Origin of the sequence: Albimonas pacifica (genome assembly GCF_900113695.1) — a bacterium.
Classification (GTDB): domain Bacteria; phylum Pseudomonadota; class Alphaproteobacteria; order Rhodobacterales; family Rhodobacteraceae; genus Albimonas; species Albimonas pacifica.
The window spans coordinates 24515-41160 of record NZ_FOQH01000005.1; the positions used below are offsets into that span (position 1 = coordinate 24515).

Genomic DNA, 16646 nt, shown 5'->3' on the forward strand with positions numbered 1-16646 from the left:
GCCGCGACGCCTGCCCCCCGCGCCTCCCGGGAGCGCCTGTTCTCCGGAGCCGTCCATCGCGGATGCCGCAAGAGCGACTCGGCGGGAGCGGTCAAGGATCGCGAAGCGACCGCGCCCCGCGCGGCTTGTCCTTGACCGCTCCCGCCGAGTCGCTCAGGCATCGGACGCGATGGACGGATCCGGAGGACAGGCGCGGGCGCTTTGTTCTCGGGTGAGTCCGGAGCCCGCCGGAGGCTCTCCCCTCCCCGATCCCTCGCCCCCATCCCGTCCGCGCCCCCGCCAAGCCCGCCCGCAGGGCGCCTGCGTCCCCGGTCGCGAGCCCCTCCGTGCTCTTGACCTCGCCTGCCGCCGGGGCCAGAGGGGCGCGGACCCACCCGACGACCTTCCGAGGCCCCGATGCGCGTCGACGACTTCGATTTCGACCTGCCCGAAGAGCTCATCGCCCTGCGCCCGGTGCGCCCGCGCAGCTCGGCGCGGATGCTGCACGCGCAGGGCGGCGCGATCTCCGACCGGCATGTCCATGACCTCCCCTCGCTGCTGCGCCCCGGCGACCTGCTGGTCTTCAACGACACCCGCGTGATCCCCGCGCGCCTGTTCGGCGAGCGTCGTCGCCCCTCCCCCGACGGGTCGGGCGTCGCGAAGGTCGAGGCGACGCTCCTCTCGCGCGAGGCCCCCGACGCGTGGGAGGCGCTGGCCCGTCCCGCCAAGCGCCTGCGCGAGGGCGACCGGCTGGTCTTCGGCCCGCCGGAGGCGGAGCTCGGCGCGACCGTCGCGGCGAAGGGCGAGGCGGGAGCGGTGCGGCTGGTCTTCGACGTGGCCGGCCCAGCGCTCGACGCCGCCATCGCCGCGGCCGGGGTGATGCCGCTGCCCCCCTACATCGCCCACCGTCGCCCCGCCGACGAGAAGGACGCCGAGGACTACCAGACCGTCTTCGCCGAGCGTCCGGGCGCCGTCGCCGCCCCCACCGCCTCGCTGCATTTCGATGCGCCCCTGCTGGCGGCGCTGGAGGCGGCGGGCGTGCGCTCGACCCGGCTGACCCTGCATGTGGGGGCCGGCACCTTCCTGCCGGTGAAGGTCGAGGACGTGGAGAACCACCGCATGCACTCGGAATGGGGCGAGGTCCCCGAAAGCGCGGCCGAGGCGGTGAACGAGACCCGCGCCGCCGGCGGCCGGGTGATCCCGGTCGGCACCACGGCGCTGCGCCTGCTGGAGACGGCGGGCACCGAAGACCGGCGGCTGGAGCCCTGGGTCGGCGACACCGACATCTTCATCCGCCCCGGCCACCGCTTCCGCGTCGCCGACGGGCTGATGACCAATTTCCACCTGCCGCGCTCGACCCTGCTGATGCTGGTCTCGGCGCTGGTGGGGGTCGAGCCGGCCCGCGCGATCTACGCCCATGCCATCGCCGGGCGCTACCGCTTCTATTCCTACGGGGACTCGTCGCTGCTGTTTCCCTGAGAGGGCGCGTGGCGCGGTCGCGAAGAAGGGCCCGCCGGCGTCGCCGGCGGGCCCTTCCGCTTGCGGCCGGCGCGCCGCTCAGGCGGCGATGATCATGTCGATCTCGATATTGAAGACGCCGGCGCCGCCTTCGACCAGGATCGACTGGCCGCCGCCGACGGCGACCTCGATCAGCACGTCCGAGCCGATCTCGGTGGCGGTGACCAGGGACCGGTCCACGCCGCCGAGCAGGACGATGCCGTCCTGGTTGAACTCGAAGTCGGTGACCACGTCGTCGCCGAAGTTTCCGGCGAAGAAGAAGTTGTCCACCGCCGCGTCGCCGCCGCCGCTGCGCAGGTTGCCCGAGAGCACGTCGTCCCCGGCGCCGCCGAAGATGAAGTCGGCGCCCGCGCCGCCGCGCATCATGTCGTCGCCGGCCCCGCCGAAGAGCTGGTCGATCTCCTCGCCGGCCACCACCGTGTCGTCGCCCGCGCCGCCGTAGGCGTAGTTCACCCCGTTGCCGGCCTTGACCAGGTCGTCGCCGGCGCCGCCCTCGAGGTGGTCCGAGCCGCCGCCGCCGTAGACCCCGTCGGCGCCCTTGCCGCCGTAGATCTCGTCGCCCGCGGCCCCGCCCTTGAGGCGGTCGTCGCCGGCGTTGCCGTAGATCTCGTCGCGCTCGCTGCCGCCGAGCGCCCGGTCGTCGCCGTCGCCGCCGTAGATCAGGTCGCCGCCGTCGGCGCCGACCATGCGGTCGTCGCCGCCGTCGCCGCGCAGCTCGTCGGCGCCGCGGCCGCCCTTGACCAGGTCCTTGCCGCCGCCGCCATGGAGCGCGTCGCGGTCGTCGCCGCCGCGCATGTCGTCGGCGCCGGCGCCGCCGAAGATCAGGTCGTCCCCGGCGCCGCCCAGCAGGTCGTCGGCGCCCTTGCCGCCCTGGATCAGGTCGTCGTCGTCGCCGCCGTCGAGATGGTCGGAGCCGGTCCCGCCGCGCAGCGTGTCCTCGCCCTCGAGCCCGTAGAACCAGTCGTCGCCGGCCTTGCCGATGGCGATGTCGTCGAAGGAGCCGTTGATGTAGAAATCCTCGAACCGGTCGCCGATGAACTTGTACTGCAGCGGGATCAGCAGCAGCGAGTCGAAGGTCACGTCGGGATTCGAGGCGAGGTCGTTCATCCGCGCCAGCGGGTTGTTCAGCCCCTCGAAGGTCCAGCGGTTCTCGGGCGCCTCCTTCTCGAAGGCGGTCCAGGAGGTGACGATGCCGGTCATGCGCCCGGTCGTCGGATCGACGCCGAAGCCGGTTCCGGTCAGCGTCTGCTTGAAGGTGACGCCGGCGTCGAAGCCGCCCTTGAAGGTCAGCACGGCCTTGGTGTCGGACTTGATCCTGTATTCGGCCGTGTTGAGGGCCAGGCCGTTCACGAAGTTCGGCCCGAACCAGTGGTTCTGAATGGTCACCGTGACGGTGGACAGGGGATAGGCGGGATCCATGACTCGCTCCTCCGGCGGGAGCTTCGCCGCGCGCCGCTGCTGGCCGCGATCCCTCGGCGTCGTCTGGCCCCCCGGACGCCGCCCCCACCGGAACCGCATTGGCGGCGCCGAATTCATGGGGTGCAATGAAATTCCATTCATCGAATGCGACGGGGGCGAGGTCGGCCCGCGGGCGCTGCGTCACGACCTCTGTCGTCTGAAAGCGACCTGCGCGCGTCGCGGATGGCAAAGACCGGGGCGAGACCTCCGCGCAGGTTGCGCCCGCCGCATGTCCGGGCGAGTCTCGGGCCCCGGCGCGGCCTGCGCCGCGCCGCCGCCGTCTCGCCTGGAGGATCCGATGCTCAGCCTGCTTTCCAACACCTGGGCGCTGCTCTTCGGCATGCTGCTGCTGATGATGGGCAACGGCATGCAGGGCTCGCTGCTGGGCATCCGCGGCGCGATCGAGGGATTCTCGGCCGGCGAGATGTCGCTGGTGATGTCGGGCTACTTCCTGGGCTTCCTGATCATGTCGCGCGCCGCGCCGGGGATGATCCGGCGGGTGGGGCACGTGCGGGTCTTCGCGGCGATGGGCTCGATCATCTCGGCCGTCTTCATCCTCTACGCCGCGATCCCCAACGTCTGGGCCTGGGGGCTGATGCGCGTGGTCGTGGGCACCTGCTTCGCCGCCGTCTACGTGGTGGCCGAGAGCTGGTTCAACGACAGCGCCACCAACGAGAACCGGGGCAAGGCGCTGTCGCTCTACATGACCACGCAGATGCTGGGGGTGATCTCGGCGCAGGCGCTGCTCAACCTCGCCGATCCCGGCGGCTACGACCTCTTCGTGCTGATCTCGGTGGCGGTGTCGCTGAGCTTCGCGCCGATCCTCTTGTCGGTCTCCCCCGCGCCGGTGCACCAGACCACCAAGCCGATGAGCCTGCGGTCGCTGTTCTCGGCCTCGCCGCTGGGGGTGGTGGGGACGGTGTTCCTGGGCGCGGTGTTCTCGGCGATCTTCGGCATGGCCTCGGTCTACGGCACCGCCAAGGGGCTGTCGGTGGCCCAGATCTCGATCTTCGTGGCGCTGATCTACGTGGGCGGGCTGGTCAGCCAGTTCCCGGTGGGGTGGCTCTCGGACCGGATGGACCGCCGCCGGCTGATCCTGATCATGACCGCGATGGGGTCCGCCGGCGCGCTGGCGGGCGCCGTGGCGGGCGAGGTCGTGTGGGTGGTGCTGGCCATGGCCGCGGTGATCGGGGGCATCGCCAACCCGCTCTATTCGCTGCTGATCGCCCACACCAACGACTATCTCGAGGCCGAGGACCGGGCCGCCGCCTCCGGGGGGCTGCTGTTCCTCAACGGCGTCGGCGCGGTGGGCGGGCCGCTGGCGGTGGGCGCGCTGATGGAGACCTTCGGGCCCTGGGCCTTCTTCGGCTTCGTGCTGGCGATGTTCGCCGCGATCGCGGTCTACGCGGCCTGGCGGATGACGCGCCGCCCGTCGATCGCGCCCGACGAGACCTTCGCCACGCCCCTGGTTCCGCCCGGCGCGACCCCGGTCGCGGCCGACTACGCCATCGAGCTCGCCGGCGAGAAGACCGAGGCCCAGCAGGCCGAGGCCGAGGCCGCCGCCGAAGCCGCCGCCGAAGCCGGCGCCGGGGCGTCGCCGGAGGAGCCCGCCCCGGCCGAGGTTGCGGAGACGGCGGAGGGCGAGCCCTCCCCCGACCCCGACCCCCGCTTCCGCTCGGTCTGAGGGCGCCGGAGCCCGGGGGCCCGGCCGCGGGCCGGGCCTCCGCCCGCGCCCGGCGTTCCGCGATCCGCCGCGCGCCGGCGCCGCTCTGGTCCGGCATCGGCCGGCCCTCCTCGCGCTCTTGCTCCCGGGGCTGCGGCGGTCGATCCTCCGCGGCGATCGCCAGCATCGGAGAGCGCCATGACCCCCACCCCCGCCCAGGTCCTCGACTTCTGGTTCGAAGAGCTCGGCCCCTCCGGCTGGTTCGGGGGCGGGCCGGCCGTGGACGACGCGATCCGCGCGCGTTTCGCACGGACCTGGCGGGCCGCCCGCGGCGGCGCGTTCGAGAGCTGGCAGGCCACGCCCGAGGGCACGCTGGCGCTGCTGCTGGTGCTCGACCAGTTTCCGCGCAACATGCACCGGGGCTCGGCGCTGGCCTTCGCCACCGACCCCCGCGGGCTGCGGACGGCGCGGCGGGCGCTGGCGCGCGGACAGGACCTGGCCGTCCCGGAGGAGGCGCGGCGCTTCTTCTACCTCCCCTTCTGCCATTCCGAGCGGATGCCCGACCAGGACCTCTCCGTCGGCCTCTTCGTGCGCCGGCTGGGGGTGAAGGACCGGCGGGTGAACCGCGCCCACGCGCTCGCCCACCGCGCGGTGATCGAGCGCTTCGGCCGCTTCCCCTTCCGCAACGCCGCCCTGGGGCGCGAGAGCACGCCCGGGGAGGCCGCCTGGCTCGAGGACGTGGGCTACATGGGCGAGGTGCGCCGCTTCGGCGGCTGAGCGGCGCGGCGGGGGGCGTCGTTCAGGCGGGCCGCGTGCAGGGGCGGGACAGCATCCGGTCCCGCGCGCGGCGCACTTCGCAACAAGCTTGCCGGGGTTTCGCTTTTCCGCCCGCCTGCGCTTAGGGTAAGCGGGACCAGACCGAAACCGCATGGGAGGCAAGCGCCATGGCCGGGGACAAGTTCGACGTCGTCGTTATCGGGGCGGGACCCGGGGGCTACGTCGCCGCCATCCGCTGCGCCCAGCTCGGGCTGAAGACCGCCGTGGTCGAGCGCGAGCACCTCGGCGGCATCTGCCTCAACTGGGGCTGCATCCCCACCAAGGCGCTGCTGCGCTCCTCCGAGGTCTTCCACCTGTTCCACCGGGCGAAGGAGTTCGGGCTCTCGGTCGAGAACCCGTCCTTCGATCTGGATGCGGTGGTCAAGCGCTCGCGCAAGGTCGCGGGGCAGCTCACCTCGGGCGTCGGCCACCTGATGAAGAAGAACAAGATCGAGGTGGTGATGGGCGAGGCGAAGCTCGCCGGCAAGGGCCGCGTCGCCGTGAAGGGCGAGAAGGGCGAGCGCACGCTGGAGGCGAAGGACATCATCCTCGCCACCGGCGCGCGGGCGCGGGAGCTGCCCGGCCTCGAGGCCGACGGCGACCTGGTGTGGACCTACAAGCACGCCCTGCTGCCCAAGCGGATGCCGAAGAAGCTGCTGGTCATCGGGTCGGGCGCCATCGGCATCGAGTTCGCGAGCTTCTACAACACGCTGGGCGCCGAGACGACGGTGGTCGAGGTCATGGACCGCATCCTCCCCGTCGAGGACGAGGAGATCGCGACCTTCGCCCGCAAGGCTTTCGAAAAGCAGGGGATGAAGATCCTCGAAGGGACCAAGGTCGCCAAGCTGGATCGGGCGAAGGGCAAGGTCGTCGCCCATATCGAGACCGACGGCAAGACCGAGACGCAGGAGTTCGACACGGTGATCTCGGCCGTGGGCATCGTCGGCAACGTCGAGGGCCTGGGCCTGGAGGAGGCCGGCGTGAAGGTCGAGCGCACCCATGTGGTCACCGACAAGCTCTGCCGCACCGGGGTCGAGGGCCTGTGGGCCATCGGGGACATCGCCGGCGCGCCCTGGCTCGCCCACAAGGCGATGCACGAGGGCGTGATGGTGGCCGAGCTGATCAAGGGCGAGGACGCCCACGCGACCGATCCGCTGAACATCGCCGGCTGCACCTACTGCCACCCGCAGATCGCCTCGGTCGGGCTGACGGAGGCGAAGGCCAAGGCGGCGGGGCATGAGGTCAAGGTCGGCCGCTTCCCCTTCATCGGCAACGGCAAGGCCATCGCGCTGGGCGAGCCGGAGGGGCTGATCAAGACCGTCTTCGACGCGAAGACCGGCGAGCTGCTGGGCGCCCACATGGTCGGCGCGGAAGTGACCGAGCTGATCCAGGGCTACGTGGTGGGCAAGACGCTCGAGACCACCGAGGCCGAGCTGATCGCGACCGTGTTCCCCCATCCCACGCTGTCGGAGATGATGCACGAGGGCGTTCTGGCGGCCTACGGCAAGACCCTGCACTTCTAGGGGTCAGCCCGGGGCCGGGGTCGGGGGCGGCTCTCTCGTCCGCTCCGCGGCCGAAACGCCCGCCCGCCGACCCCGTCGCGGGATCGCGGCGGGCCGGGGGGCGGGCGCCGGGCGCCCGCCCTGCGTCGCGGACCCGGCCGCGCCCCGGGGCGCGGCTCAGCGGAACAGCAGGCCGACGATGAAGGCGACCGCGCCGCAGGCCGCGCCGACGCCGAGCGTCTCGGCGAGGCACATCGCCAGGCGCTCGCCGGTGGCCCGCCAGCGCACGGCGCCCAGCGCGGCGAGCGCCGCGAGCGAGGCGGTCAGCGACAGCGCTACGGCGCGCTCGTCCGGCACGCCCAGCAGGTAGGGCGCCAGCGGCGCGGTTCCGAAGATCACGAAGCTCGCGAAGGTGGCCAGCGCGCCGCGCACCGGGCGCTCGGCCCGGCCGGCGGGCTCGGGGCCCAGCGCGCCGGCCGCGAACTCGGCGCGCAGCTCGGGCGCGCGGGAGAGGATCGCGGACATCGCCTCGGCGTCTTCGGGCGGCAGGCCGCGGGCGGCGAGGGCTGCGCGGTCGGCGGCGCGGGCGGCCTCGGCCGGCGTCGCGGACTGACGGCGGCGGCGCGCCGCGGCGGCCGCCCGGGCCGAGCGCGCCGAGAGGAACGCGCCCAGCCCCATGGCGGTGGCGTCGGCGAAGAGGTTCGCGAGCCCGAACAGCAGCACCGCCGCCGCGCCGATGCCGGGGGCCGCGCCCTCGGCGCCCGCCCCGGCGAAGCCCGCGACGATGGCGAAGGTGGTGACGATGCCGTCGTTGCCTCCGTAGACGACTTCGCGCAGCACCGCCGCCAGCCGTCCGCCCCCCTGCGCCATGCCTGCCGTCCCGCCTGGTTGCGCCCGCGGCCAGCCTCGCGCGCGGGCGCGCCGGCCGCAACTGCGGGCAGGGTCGCAGACGCGGGCGCCGCGCGACGTCGGGCGCGGCGGAGGGATGGGATCCGACCCCGGCCGCCCGCGCCCCCGGCCCGCGCCGGGCGCGAGGCCGGGCGGGGCGCGGCGCCCGCCGCCCCGGAGGCTCGCCCGCCCCGCGCGCCCGCCGGCGAGGCGGAGCCCGCGGAGCCGTCGCCAGGAGCGCCCCCGCTCGGCCGCGGGCGCACGCGCCGGGCTGCGCCGCCGGCGCCGGGCAGGGGCCCCCTCGCCCCATGCGCCGACGGCGGGACGCGCCGCGGGCGGCACGGGGGCCGCGGGCGGGACGCTCGACGCGGCGCCTCCGCCTCCTCAGGCGCGGCGGCCGGAGGCGGGGGCGGAGGGATCGACGGGGGAGGTCGCGGGGGTCGGCGAGGGGCCGGCAGGCGCCTCGGGCGCCGCGCCGGTGGTCGGGGGCGCTTCGGGGGCCGCGTCTTCGGGGCGGGGCGCGGGGGGACGGATCCGGCGCTCCATCTCCGCCTCGCGCTCGCCGGGCGGATAGGCCGAGAGCGGGGGCTCGCCCCCCCACAGCGCGCGCATGATCACGTCGCGGGCGATCGGCGCGGCGGTCGAGCTGCCGCCCCCGCCGTGCTCGACCACGGTCGAAACCGCGTAGCGCGGCGCATCGTAGGGCGCGTAGCCCACGAACAGCGCGTGGTCGCGCCGGTTCCAGGGCAGGTCCTCGTTGCGGAACACGCCCGCCGCGCGCTCGGCCGCCGTGATCCGGCGCACCTGCGAGGTGCCGGTCTTGCCCGCGAACTCCACCCCGTCGGCGTAGATCCGGCTCTTGCGCGCGGTCCCGCGGGAGGCGTTCATCACCGACCACATCCCCTCGCGCACCAGGCGCAGGTGGGTCGCGTTCACCTCCAGCGGCGGCGCCTCGGGGTCGGGCAGGGGACGGCCGCCCTGGCCGCGGATCATCCGCGGCGCCACCGCCTTGCCCGAGGCGATCCGCGCCGTCATCACCGCAAGCTGCATCGGCGAGGCCAGCACGTAGCCCTGGCCGATGCCGGCGTTGAGCGTGTCGCCCACCTGCCAGCTCTGGTCATACGACGCCCGCTTCCAGTCCTTGGTCGGGGCCAGCCCCTCGGACACCGCGGGCACCGGCAGGTCGGGGCGCACCCCCACCCCCAGCCGGCGGGCCATGTCGGAGATCGCGTCGATCCCCACCCGGCGCGCGATCTCGTAGAAGAACACGTCGCAGGACTGGCTCAGCGCCTCGCGCAGGTCGAGGTGCCCGTGGCCGCCGCGCCGCCAGCAGTGGAAATAGCTCTCGCCCAGCTGGTAGCGCCCGTTGCAGAACACGCTCTCGCCCGCGTCGATCACGCCCTTCTCCAGCGCCGCCAGCGCCACCACCATCTTGTAGGTCGAGCCCGGCGGGTAGACGCCCGCCACGGTCTTGTTCGACAGCGGCCGGTAGGGGTCGTTGAGCAGCGCCGACCAGTTCTTCGAGCTGATGCCGAAGACGAACTGGTTGGGCTCGAACCCCGGCGAGGAGGCCGAGGCCAGCACGTCCCCCGTCGCGATCTCGATCACCGCGACCGAGGCGCTCTCGCCCCCCAGCCGCTCCATCACGTAGCGCTGCAGGTCGAGGTCGATGGTCAGCTGCAGGTCGGCGCCGGGCTGGCCTTCCTCGCGGCTCAGCTCGCGCACCTTGCGGCCGCGGGCGTTGACCTCGATGCGGCTGAGGCCGGCGGCGCCGCGCAGCACGTCCTCGGCCCGCGTCTCGACCCCGGTCTTGCCGATCTGGAAGTCGGGGATCTGGAGCAGCGGGGTGGCGCCGCCGTCGGCCTCCAGCTCGCGCTCGTTCACCCGGCCGACGTAGCCCACGGTGTGGGCGAGCGAGGGCCCGTGCGGATAGAAGCGGGTCTGGCCGACCTCGACGTCGATGCCGGGCAGGGCGGGGGCGTTGGCGTTGACCCGGGCGAAATCCTCCCAGCTCAGGTGCTCGGCGACCGGGATCGGCACGAAGGCGGGTTTGCGCGTCATCTCGCGCAGGATCCGCTCGCGGTCGTGATCGGGGATCTCGATCAGGCGAGAGAGACGGTCGAGCACCGCCTCGACGTCGCCGGCCTGCTCGCGCACCAGGGTGACGCGGTAGTTCTGGCGGTTGACGGCGAGCGGCTGGCCGCGGCGGTCGAAGATCTGGCCGCGGGCGGGCGGGATCAGGCGGATGTTGATCCGGTTCTCCTCGGCCAGCAGCCGGTAGCGCTGGGCGTCGTCGACCTGCAGCTTGCGCATCCGCCAGGCGAGCGCGCCCATCACCCCGCCCTGCAGGGCGAAGAGGATCGCCGCGCGCCGGGTCAGCCGGGCCGAGCGGGGGACGGGGGCGGGGCGCCAGCGGCTCATGACGCGCTCCGGCCGAAGGGACGGGGCAGGCGGCGGGCCTCGTCGTCCTGGCGCGGGCTCGCGCCGATGCGCAGGCCGTAGCGCAGCACGCCCGCCACCAGCGGGATCGCCAGCACCGTGGCGACCAGGTGCGGAACCAGCGCCGAGAGCGCCGGCGGATGGCCCAGCGAGACGCCCAGCAGCAGCCACTGCAGCCCCAGCACGCCCGCATAGCCCAGCGAGGCCCAGACCCAGTCGCCCCAGACCGAGCGGGGCGGCGGCAGCTCGCGCGCGCGCCAGCGCAGCGCCTCGGTCGCGAGCAGGACCGAGAGCGCGCCCGCGCCCAGCGGCCCGCCCAGCAGCGCGTCGCGCAGGATCGCCAGCAGGGCCACCAGCCCCAGCGGCGCCGCCTGCGGCTTGCGCAGCACGAAGAAGGCGAGCACGCACCACGCGAGGTCGGGGACCGGCCCGTCCGGCAGCGGCCCCATCGGCGCCGCCTGCACCAGCAGCGCCCCCAGAACCAGCGCCGCCAGCGCCGCCATCGCGGCGAGGCGGCGCGCGGCCGCCACGGGCCCGACGACCGGCGCGCTCATCGCGACGCCGACGCGACGGGGTTCTCCGTCGCGTCTCCGGCCGAGGCCTCGGGGGAGGGGGCGTCGAGGGGCGCGGCCGCCCCGCTCTCGTCTTCGATCTCCTCGCCGTCGACGGCCTCGGGCTCGCCGTCGGGCAGGGGGCCGTTGCGGATCAGGCCGCCGGGGCGGTCGATGGTCGTGTCGGGGCGGTAGCGCAGGATGCGCACGAACTCGAGCCGCTCGAGGTCCGCCGCCAGCCGCGCGCGCGGCGTGCCGTCCGGTCCCACCACGGCGATGCCCACCGCGAGGTCGGGCGGGAACACCTGCCCGTCGCCGGAGGTCACGATCCGGTCGCCGGGGCGCACCCCCTCGGGATCCTCGAGGAAGTCGAGCCGGGGCGCCCGCGCCCCGTCGCCCGAGAGGATCGCGCGCCGCCCCGAGGGCCGGATCAGCACCGGGATCCGCGAGGAATAGTCGGTGACGTAGAGCACCCGCGAGGCCCGCCGCCCCAGCCCGACGACGCGGCCGACCAGGCCCGAGCCGTCCATCACCGCCGCCCCGTCCTCGACCCCGTCGCGGGCGCCGACGTTGGCGAGGCCGGTGGCCAGGAACGGCCCGCCCGAATCCCCGATCATCTCGCCGGTGACGAAACCCAGCGTGGGGGCGAGGCGCACGTGGTTCAGGGCGCGCAGGCGGGCGTTCTCCTGCTCGAGCTGGAGCGCGGATTCGCGCCAGGCGCGCAGGCGCTGGATCTCGCGGCGCAGGGCGTCGTTCTGCTCGTAGACGCGCACGAAGTTCTCGAAATCGACGGTCGCCTCGGAGAGGAAGTCGAGCGGGCCCGAGACCTGCTCGACCAGCGGTCCCAGCGCGTCGACCACGCCCATGCGCATCCGCTCGGCGCGCGGGCTGTCGATGCGCCAGAACACGAAGACCGCCAGCAGGCCCACGCAGAGGCACGCCAGCAGGATGCGCCGCAGCGCGCGCGCCGCCCCGCCTTCCGCGATGCCGTCTTCCCTGGCCATGCCTGCGTCGCAACTCCTGATCGGCGCCTCGGCGCCCGGGTCCTGCCGGCGCCCCTGCGCCGGGGTTTCTGCGCGGCGCCTCCGCGCCGGGCCGGGCGGTTCCGCGCAGGTCCTGCCCGCCGTCGTCGCGCGCCCGTCCCGGTTCCGTCGGCGGTCCGCGTCCAGCGCCCTTCCCCGGCCGGCCCCCAGACTGGGCCCGCCGGTCGGGCCGGTCAACGCGCGCGGCGGCCGCGCCGCGCGCGGTCCCGCCTGATGGCTCCCCATACACCCAAGCACCCCGGGCTCCAACCGCGACTCGCGCGCGCGAGGGGCGGTGCGACAGGGATGGGCGGGGGGCGAAAGACGGGGCCTCGACGCCGGCGCAAAGGCGGGACGACGGCCGGGACGAGGGGCGGAGGCGAGCGCCTCCGGGCAGGGCCGTGCGGCCCGCCCGGGGGCTCGCCGGTCGTCGTCCCGCGGCCTCGCGCTCAGAAGGTCCAGGCGGCGGTGAAGGAGACGTAGTCGGAGTCGAAGCGGTTCCGCGCCTCGACGTCGTGCATCCACTTGCCCATCAGGCTCAGCCGCCCCCCTGCCGCCGCGGGCGACCACAGGAAGCCCAGGCCCAGGCCCAGCGAGCTGGAGCGGAAGTCGCCCAGCCGCGCGCCCGCGCCCGAGTCGCCCTCGACCTGCTGGTACCAGTAGCCGCGCAGGCCCAGGGCGAAGGTCTCGGACAGGAACTGGTTGGCGGTGAAATCCACGTGGAACTCGGCGCCGGTGCGGTAGTCGGTGGCCTCGTTCTCGGTGTTGAGCATCAGGCCGGGCGCGATTGAGATCTCGCGCCCCGCCGCCGGGTCGAACCAGGTGATCGCGGCGGCGGTGTCGAAGCTCCAGTAGTTGCGGCCGAGGTTGATCGCGCGGCCGCGCGAATAGCCGCCGGTGGGGGCGATGATCGTCTCGGAGAGCTCCAGCGAGATCTCGCCGAAATTCCAGTTGAGCTGCACCGGCACGAAGGCCGCGTCGGAGAGGTCGAAGCGGTCGCCCGAGCGGTCGATGCGCCCGCCCGCAGGCCCCACGGCGCTGGCGGAGAGGTCGGCGCGTCCGAAGGGGACCAGCGCCGCGACGGTCCAGGTGGCGCCCAGGACCGGCGTCTCGAAGGTGTAGGCGCCGGCGGCGAGGTCGAGGACCAGGTCGAGGTCGAGCCCCACCCGCGCCTGTCCCCCCAGCACCGCGCGCCCCACGCTCCCGCTCTGCACCCAGAGCGTGTTGGCGACGACCAGGCCCGGGCTCGGCGGGACCGCGAGCAGCAGGTCGCCGGTGGCGCCGGGCAGGTAGTGGCTGGAGGCGCCCTCGGCGCCGAGGGCGGGCCCGGCGGCGAGCGCCGGGATCGCGAGCGCTGCGGCCAGCGCCGCGGCGGCGCGGGCGCCCGCGCGCTCCGGGGCGCGCCTGCGTGACGTGGACATGACGTTCCTCCCTGCTCCTCTCGGGCGGCGACGCGCACGCCGACTCGCCGCCGTGGCGCACAGCTTACGCGGGAACCGGCGCCAGGGCGCGCGGATCCTCAGGTTGCGTGGATTTCCGCGCAGAGGCGATCGGAAAGGAAGGCCGGCGCAGGGGGCGGCCGGGGGCGGAGCGGGAGGCGCCTGGGCGTCCGCGCCCGCGCCCGGCTCCGGCGCCCCGGAAACGCGAAAGGCGCCCCGGGGGGCGCCTTTGCGTCGGCTCGCGGAGGGAGGCGCCCTCAGCGGTCGTAGTTGAGGATGTGGAGCAGGTCCTTCTCATGCTCCAGCGCCTTGCCGGTGCCGAGCGCCACGCAGGACAGCGGCTCCTCGGCGGTGGTGATGGCGAGGCCGGTCTGCTCGCGCAGCGCGAGGTCGAGGTCGCCCAGCAGCGCGCCGCCGCCCGTCAGCATCACGCCGCGGTCGACGATGTCGGCGGCGAGGTCCGGGGGGGTGGCCTCGAGGGCGGACATCACCGCCTCCTTGATCTGCATCACCGGCTCGGCCAGGGCCTCGGCGATCTGGCCCTGGGTGACCTCGATCTCCTTGGGGATGCCGTTCAGCAGGTCGCGGCCCCGGATCTCGATGGCCCGCCCGCGCCCGTCGTCGGGCATCCGCGCGGTGCCGATGGTGCACTTGATCCGCTCGGCGGTGCTCTCGCCGATCAGGATGTTCTGCTGGCGGCGCAGGTAGGAGATGATCGCCTCGTCCATCTTGTCCCCGCCCACCCGGATCGAGCGGGCGTAGACGATGTCGCCGAGGCTCAGCACCGCCACCTCGGTGGTGCCGCCGCCGATGTCGACGACCATCGAGCCGGTCGCCTCGGTGATCGGCATGCCGGCGCCGATGGCCGCGGCGATCGGCTCGGGGATCAGGGCGGCCTTGCGGGCGCCGGCGGCCATCACGGATTCGCGGATCGCGCGTTCCTCGACCGGCGTGGCGCCGTAGGGCACGCAGACGATGATCTTGGGCGAGGCGAAGGAGCCGCGCCGGTGCACCTTGCGGATGAAGTGCTTGATCATCTCCTCGGCCACGTCGAAGTCGGCGATGACGCCGTCGCGCATCGGCCGGATCGCCTGGATCGAGCCGGGGGTGCGGCCGAGCATCAGCTTGGCGTCCTCGCCGACGGCGAGAACCTCCTTCTTGCCGTTCTTGGTGGCGAAGGCGACCACCGAAGGCTCGTTGAGGACGATCCCGCGCCCCTTCACGTAGACCAGCGTGTTCGCGGTCCCGAGGTCTATGGCCATGTCGGCCGAGAACATCCCGAAGAGGCTGCTCAGCATCTTCCAATCCTGTTGTGGGGCCGGGCCGGGGGCGTGTCCCGGCGCCGGCGCCGCGGTCTGCGGCCAGAAAGCCCTCGAGCGGGCGCGACGTTTCGATTCGGCCGGCGTGGCGCGGAAAATATGGGGGCGGGGGCGCCAAGCCAACCCCGCGCCCCGGAGGCCCGTCGCCGCGGCGGCGGCGCAGACGCGCCCGCAGCCGCGTCGCCGCCGCTTTCGCGCCCCCCGGCAGCGGCGAAGCGTCGCTCGCCCGGGCCGGGGCCGCCGGCGCAGGCGCCGCGTCGGACCGCGCGCCCGCGGCGGGCGTCCGGCCCGCGGCGCGGCCCCGCGTCGCGGCCCCGGGGCGGCGCCGCGGGGCGAGGTCCGCCGGCCGGCCGCGCCCCGCCCCGGGCGGACCGCCCGCCACGCGCCGCGGGCGCGGGGCCTCCCCCGGGCGCGCGGGGCGACGCGGCGCCTCCGCCCGGGACCGAGGGACGCAAGGCGCGGCGCGGTCCGGGATCCCGGCGGCAGCGGCGCTCAGCCGGCCTCCGTTGCGTCATGCGCCGCCAGGCTGTCCTTCGGGGCCTGGGCGCGGTCCTCCATACCGTAGTCGCGGATCACGCCGGCGACCCGCAGGCGATAGTCCTCGAAGAACGCCCGGCGCCCTGCGGTCTGCGCCGCGCGGTGCCGCTCGAGTCTGCGCCAGCGCTCGAGCGCGGCCTCGTCCTCCCAGAAGCTCAGCGACAGCAGCTTGCCGGGGGTCGTGAGGCTTTCGAACCGCTCGACCGAGACGAATCCCTCGACCTCGTCCAGCAGCGGCCGCAGGTCGGCGGCGAGGTCGAGATAGGGCCCCCTGCGGTCGGCCTTCGGCTGCACTTCGAAGATCACGGCGATCATGGCGCCTCCTTGCGCGCGGGGGCGGAGGCGCGGCGCGCCTCCGCCCGGATGAACGGCTCCGCCGGGGCGAAGGCGAAGGCCTCGCGGCCCGGCGGATCCTCCCGCAGCCGGGCGCGGCAGGCGTCGCCGGCCGCGAGGCTCGGCGGCGAGTATACGCCGTCGGCCGCCGTCGCGCTGCCCTCGTTCGGGGCGAAACCGCCGACCGGGCCGGCGCGGCGGCGCGCGGTGGCCGCGCCCGGCAGGCGGGCGCCGGCGGCGGAGGCCACGTTGCGGCCGGCCCCCCGGCCCGGCGCCGCGGCGCGGGCCGGGGAAGCGCCGCGTCGGGCCTCGCGCCGGCGGGTCCTGCGGCGCCCGCGGCGCGGGGCGGGCGGCGGCGCGCGGGGCGAGGGGCGCCCGGGGCGGGGCGGGCGCGGGGCCTCTCAGGTCAGCACGTGCATCGCGGTCAGGGTGCGCGCGGCATGGTCCGCGCCGAAGGCCTCGGCGACGGCGCGATGGAGCAGGCGGGCGTGGGCCTCCTCCTTCTCCGCCACCCGGAACAGGGGGCCCGCGACGGTCAGCGAGAACACCCGCCCCTCCACCGCCACCGGGATCGAGACCCCGCCCAGGTCCGCCGACCAGTAGGAGGCCGAGCGGAACCAGCCCCGCGCCCGGCCCGCCGCGATCTGGGCGCGGACCTCCGCGAGGTCGCGCGCCGCCGCGGGGCCGCGGACCTCGAACCCCGCCTTGCGCAGGATCGCCTCGCGGTCGCGCTCGGGCATCTGGCTCAGCAGCGCCTGGCCCGAGGCGGTCAGGTGGATCGGCACCCGCGCCCCCTGGCGGGCGGCGTAGCGGATCCCGGCCTCGGACTCGGCCACCTCCAGGAACACCGCGTGCTGGCCCGAGGGGGCGCTCGCCCAGGCGGTCTCGCCGGTCTGCGCCGAGATCCGGCGCACCAGCGCCGCGAGGCGCTCGGGCGCGGGCTCGCCCTCGGCGATCTCCCCCGCCAGCGCCTGCCAGCGGGGCGTGGGATAGTAGCCGCCCCGCGCGCGGGGCTCGTAGAGCCAGCCGCCCTCGGCGAGCGTCGCCAGGAGATTGAACGTCGAGGAGCGCGGCCAGCCGAAATGACCCGCCACGTCGGCCAGCGTGGCCGGACGCTTGCGGGCGGCGAAGAACTCCAGCAACGCCAGCGCGTTCTCGACCTGCCGCACGGTGGCGGGCATC

The 16646-nt window shown here is 75.0% G+C and carries 14 protein-coding genes; 4 read left to right on the plus strand and 10 right to left on the minus strand.

Going from position 1 to position 16646, the window contains the following annotated elements:
* Positions 1-396: 396 nt before the first annotated feature.
* On the plus strand, positions 397-1458 hold the full coding sequence (gene queA, locus BM064_RS11210; protein ID WP_092859879.1) for a tRNA preQ1(34) S-adenosylmethionine ribosyltransferase-isomerase QueA: 1062 nt from the start codon (positions 397-399) through the stop codon (positions 1456-1458).
* A gap of 78 nt (positions 1459-1536) precedes the next feature.
* Here the strand turns inward: queA and BM064_RS11215 are convergent, their stop codons facing one another.
* On the minus strand, positions 1537-2916 hold the full coding sequence (locus tag BM064_RS11215; RefSeq protein ID WP_177236218.1) for a calcium-binding protein: 1380 nt from the start codon (positions 2914-2916) through the stop codon (positions 1537-1539).
* 337 nt (positions 2917-3253) lie between these two features.
* Here BM064_RS11215 and BM064_RS11220 point away from each other — a divergent pair, with 337 nt between their 5' ends.
* The 3 genes from BM064_RS11220 (at position 3254) to lpdA (ending at position 6957) form a co-directional block, all read left to right on the plus strand.
* Positions 3254-4639, plus strand: a complete 1386-nt coding sequence (locus BM064_RS11220; protein WP_092859881.1) for an MFS transporter — start codon at positions 3254-3256, stop codon at positions 4637-4639.
* 177 nt (positions 4640-4816) lie between these two features.
* Positions 4817-5395, plus strand: coding sequence for a DUF924 family protein (locus tag BM064_RS11225; protein ID WP_092859882.1), 579 nt, complete (start codon positions 4817-4819; stop codon positions 5393-5395).
* 167 nt (positions 5396-5562) lie between these two features.
* Positions 5563-6957: a dihydrolipoyl dehydrogenase gene (gene lpdA / locus BM064_RS11230; RefSeq protein WP_092859883.1), complete on the plus strand. Its 1395-nt coding sequence runs from the start codon at positions 5563-5565 to the stop codon at positions 6955-6957.
* A 156-nt stretch (positions 6958-7113) separates the two neighbouring features.
* Here lpdA and BM064_RS11235 read toward each other — a convergent pair whose 3' ends face one another.
* The 9 genes from BM064_RS11235 to BM064_RS11275 all read right to left on the minus strand — a co-directional run bounded on the left by BM064_RS11235 (position 7114) and on the right by BM064_RS11275 (position 16645).
* Positions 7114-7806: a VIT1/CCC1 transporter family protein gene (locus BM064_RS11235; RefSeq protein ID WP_092859884.1), complete on the minus strand. Its 693-nt coding sequence runs from the start codon at positions 7804-7806 to the stop codon at positions 7114-7116.
* Between the two features lie 402 nt (positions 7807-8208).
* Entirely contained in the window at positions 8209-10245 is a 2037-nt protein-coding gene (gene mrdA / locus BM064_RS11240) for a penicillin-binding protein 2 (protein ID WP_143103308.1), read from the minus strand.
* Positions 10242-10817: a hypothetical protein gene (locus BM064_RS11245; protein ID WP_092859885.1), complete on the minus strand. Its 576-nt coding sequence runs from the start codon at positions 10815-10817 to the stop codon at positions 10242-10244. The genes mrdA and BM064_RS11245 overlap by 4 nt, the downstream gene beginning before the upstream one ends.
* Positions 10814-11818, minus strand: coding sequence for a rod shape-determining protein MreC (gene mreC / locus BM064_RS11250; RefSeq protein WP_092859886.1), 1005 nt, complete (start codon positions 11816-11818; stop codon positions 10814-10816). Before mreC ends, BM064_RS11245 begins: the two co-directional genes overlap by 4 nt.
* A 467-nt stretch (positions 11819-12285) precedes the next feature.
* Entirely contained in the window at positions 12286-13257 is a 972-nt protein-coding gene (locus BM064_RS11255; protein WP_092859887.1) for a SphA family protein, read from the minus strand.
* Positions 13258-13532: 275 nt separating this feature from the next.
* Entirely contained in the window at positions 13533-14573 is a 1041-nt protein-coding gene (locus tag BM064_RS11260; protein WP_092859888.1) for a rod shape-determining protein, read from the minus strand.
* 513 nt (positions 14574-15086) lie between these two features.
* Entirely contained in the window at positions 15087-15446 is a 360-nt protein-coding gene (locus BM064_RS11265) for an antibiotic biosynthesis monooxygenase family protein (RefSeq protein ID WP_092859889.1), read from the minus strand.
* Positions 15443-15712: an NIPSNAP family protein gene (locus BM064_RS11270; RefSeq protein WP_092859890.1), complete on the minus strand. Its 270-nt coding sequence runs from the start codon at positions 15710-15712 to the stop codon at positions 15443-15445. Before BM064_RS11270 ends, BM064_RS11265 begins: the two co-directional genes overlap by 4 nt.
* 153 nt (positions 15713-15865) lie before the next feature.
* On the minus strand, positions 15866-16645 hold the full coding sequence (locus BM064_RS11275; RefSeq protein ID WP_092859891.1) for an IclR family transcriptional regulator: 780 nt from the start codon (positions 16643-16645) through the stop codon (positions 15866-15868).
* Between the last annotated feature and the right edge of the window lies 1 nt (position 16646).

Excerpts from the sequence above, each read along its gene's own strand:
- BM064_RS11255 (WP_092859887.1), bottom strand. The coding sequence starts at position 13,257 with ATGTCCACGTCACGCAGGCGCGCCCCGGAGCGCGCGGGCGCCCGCGCC.
- BM064_RS11235 (WP_092859884.1), bottom strand. The coding sequence starts at position 7,806 with ATGGCGCAGGGGGGCGGACGGCTGGCGGCGGTGCTGCGCGAAGTCGTC.
- BM064_RS11265 (WP_092859889.1), bottom strand. The coding sequence starts at position 15,446 with ATGATCGCCGTGATCTTCGAAGTGCAGCCGAAGGCCGACCGCAGGGGG.
- BM064_RS11260 (WP_092859888.1), bottom strand. The coding sequence starts at position 14,573 with ATGCTGAGCAGCCTCTTCGGGATGTTCTCGGCCGACATGGCCATAGAC.
- BM064_RS11275 (WP_092859891.1), bottom strand. The coding sequence starts at position 16,645 with ATGCCCGCCACCGTGCGGCAGGTCGAGAACGCGCTGGCGTTGCTGGAG.
- BM064_RS11215 (WP_177236218.1), bottom strand. The coding sequence starts at position 2,916 with ATGGATCCCGCCTATCCCCTGTCCACCGTCACGGTGACCATTCAGAAC.
- mrdA (WP_143103308.1), bottom strand. The coding sequence starts at position 10,245 with ATGAGCCGCTGGCGCCCCGCCCCCGTCCCCCGCTCGGCCCGGCTGACC.
- lpdA (WP_092859883.1), top strand. The coding sequence starts at position 5,563 with ATGGCCGGGGACAAGTTCGACGTCGTCGTTATCGGGGCGGGACCCGGG.
- mreC (WP_092859886.1), bottom strand. The coding sequence starts at position 11,818 with ATGGCCAGGGAAGACGGCATCGCGGAAGGCGGGGCGGCGCGCGCGCTG.
- BM064_RS11225 (WP_092859882.1), top strand. The coding sequence starts at position 4,817 with ATGACCCCCACCCCCGCCCAGGTCCTCGACTTCTGGTTCGAAGAGCTC.
- BM064_RS11245 (WP_092859885.1), bottom strand. The coding sequence starts at position 10,817 with ATGAGCGCGCCGGTCGTCGGGCCCGTGGCGGCCGCGCGCCGCCTCGCC.
- BM064_RS11220 (WP_092859881.1), top strand. The coding sequence starts at position 3,254 with ATGCTCAGCCTGCTTTCCAACACCTGGGCGCTGCTCTTCGGCATGCTG.
- queA (WP_092859879.1), top strand. The coding sequence starts at position 397 with ATGCGCGTCGACGACTTCGATTTCGACCTGCCCGAAGAGCTCATCGCC.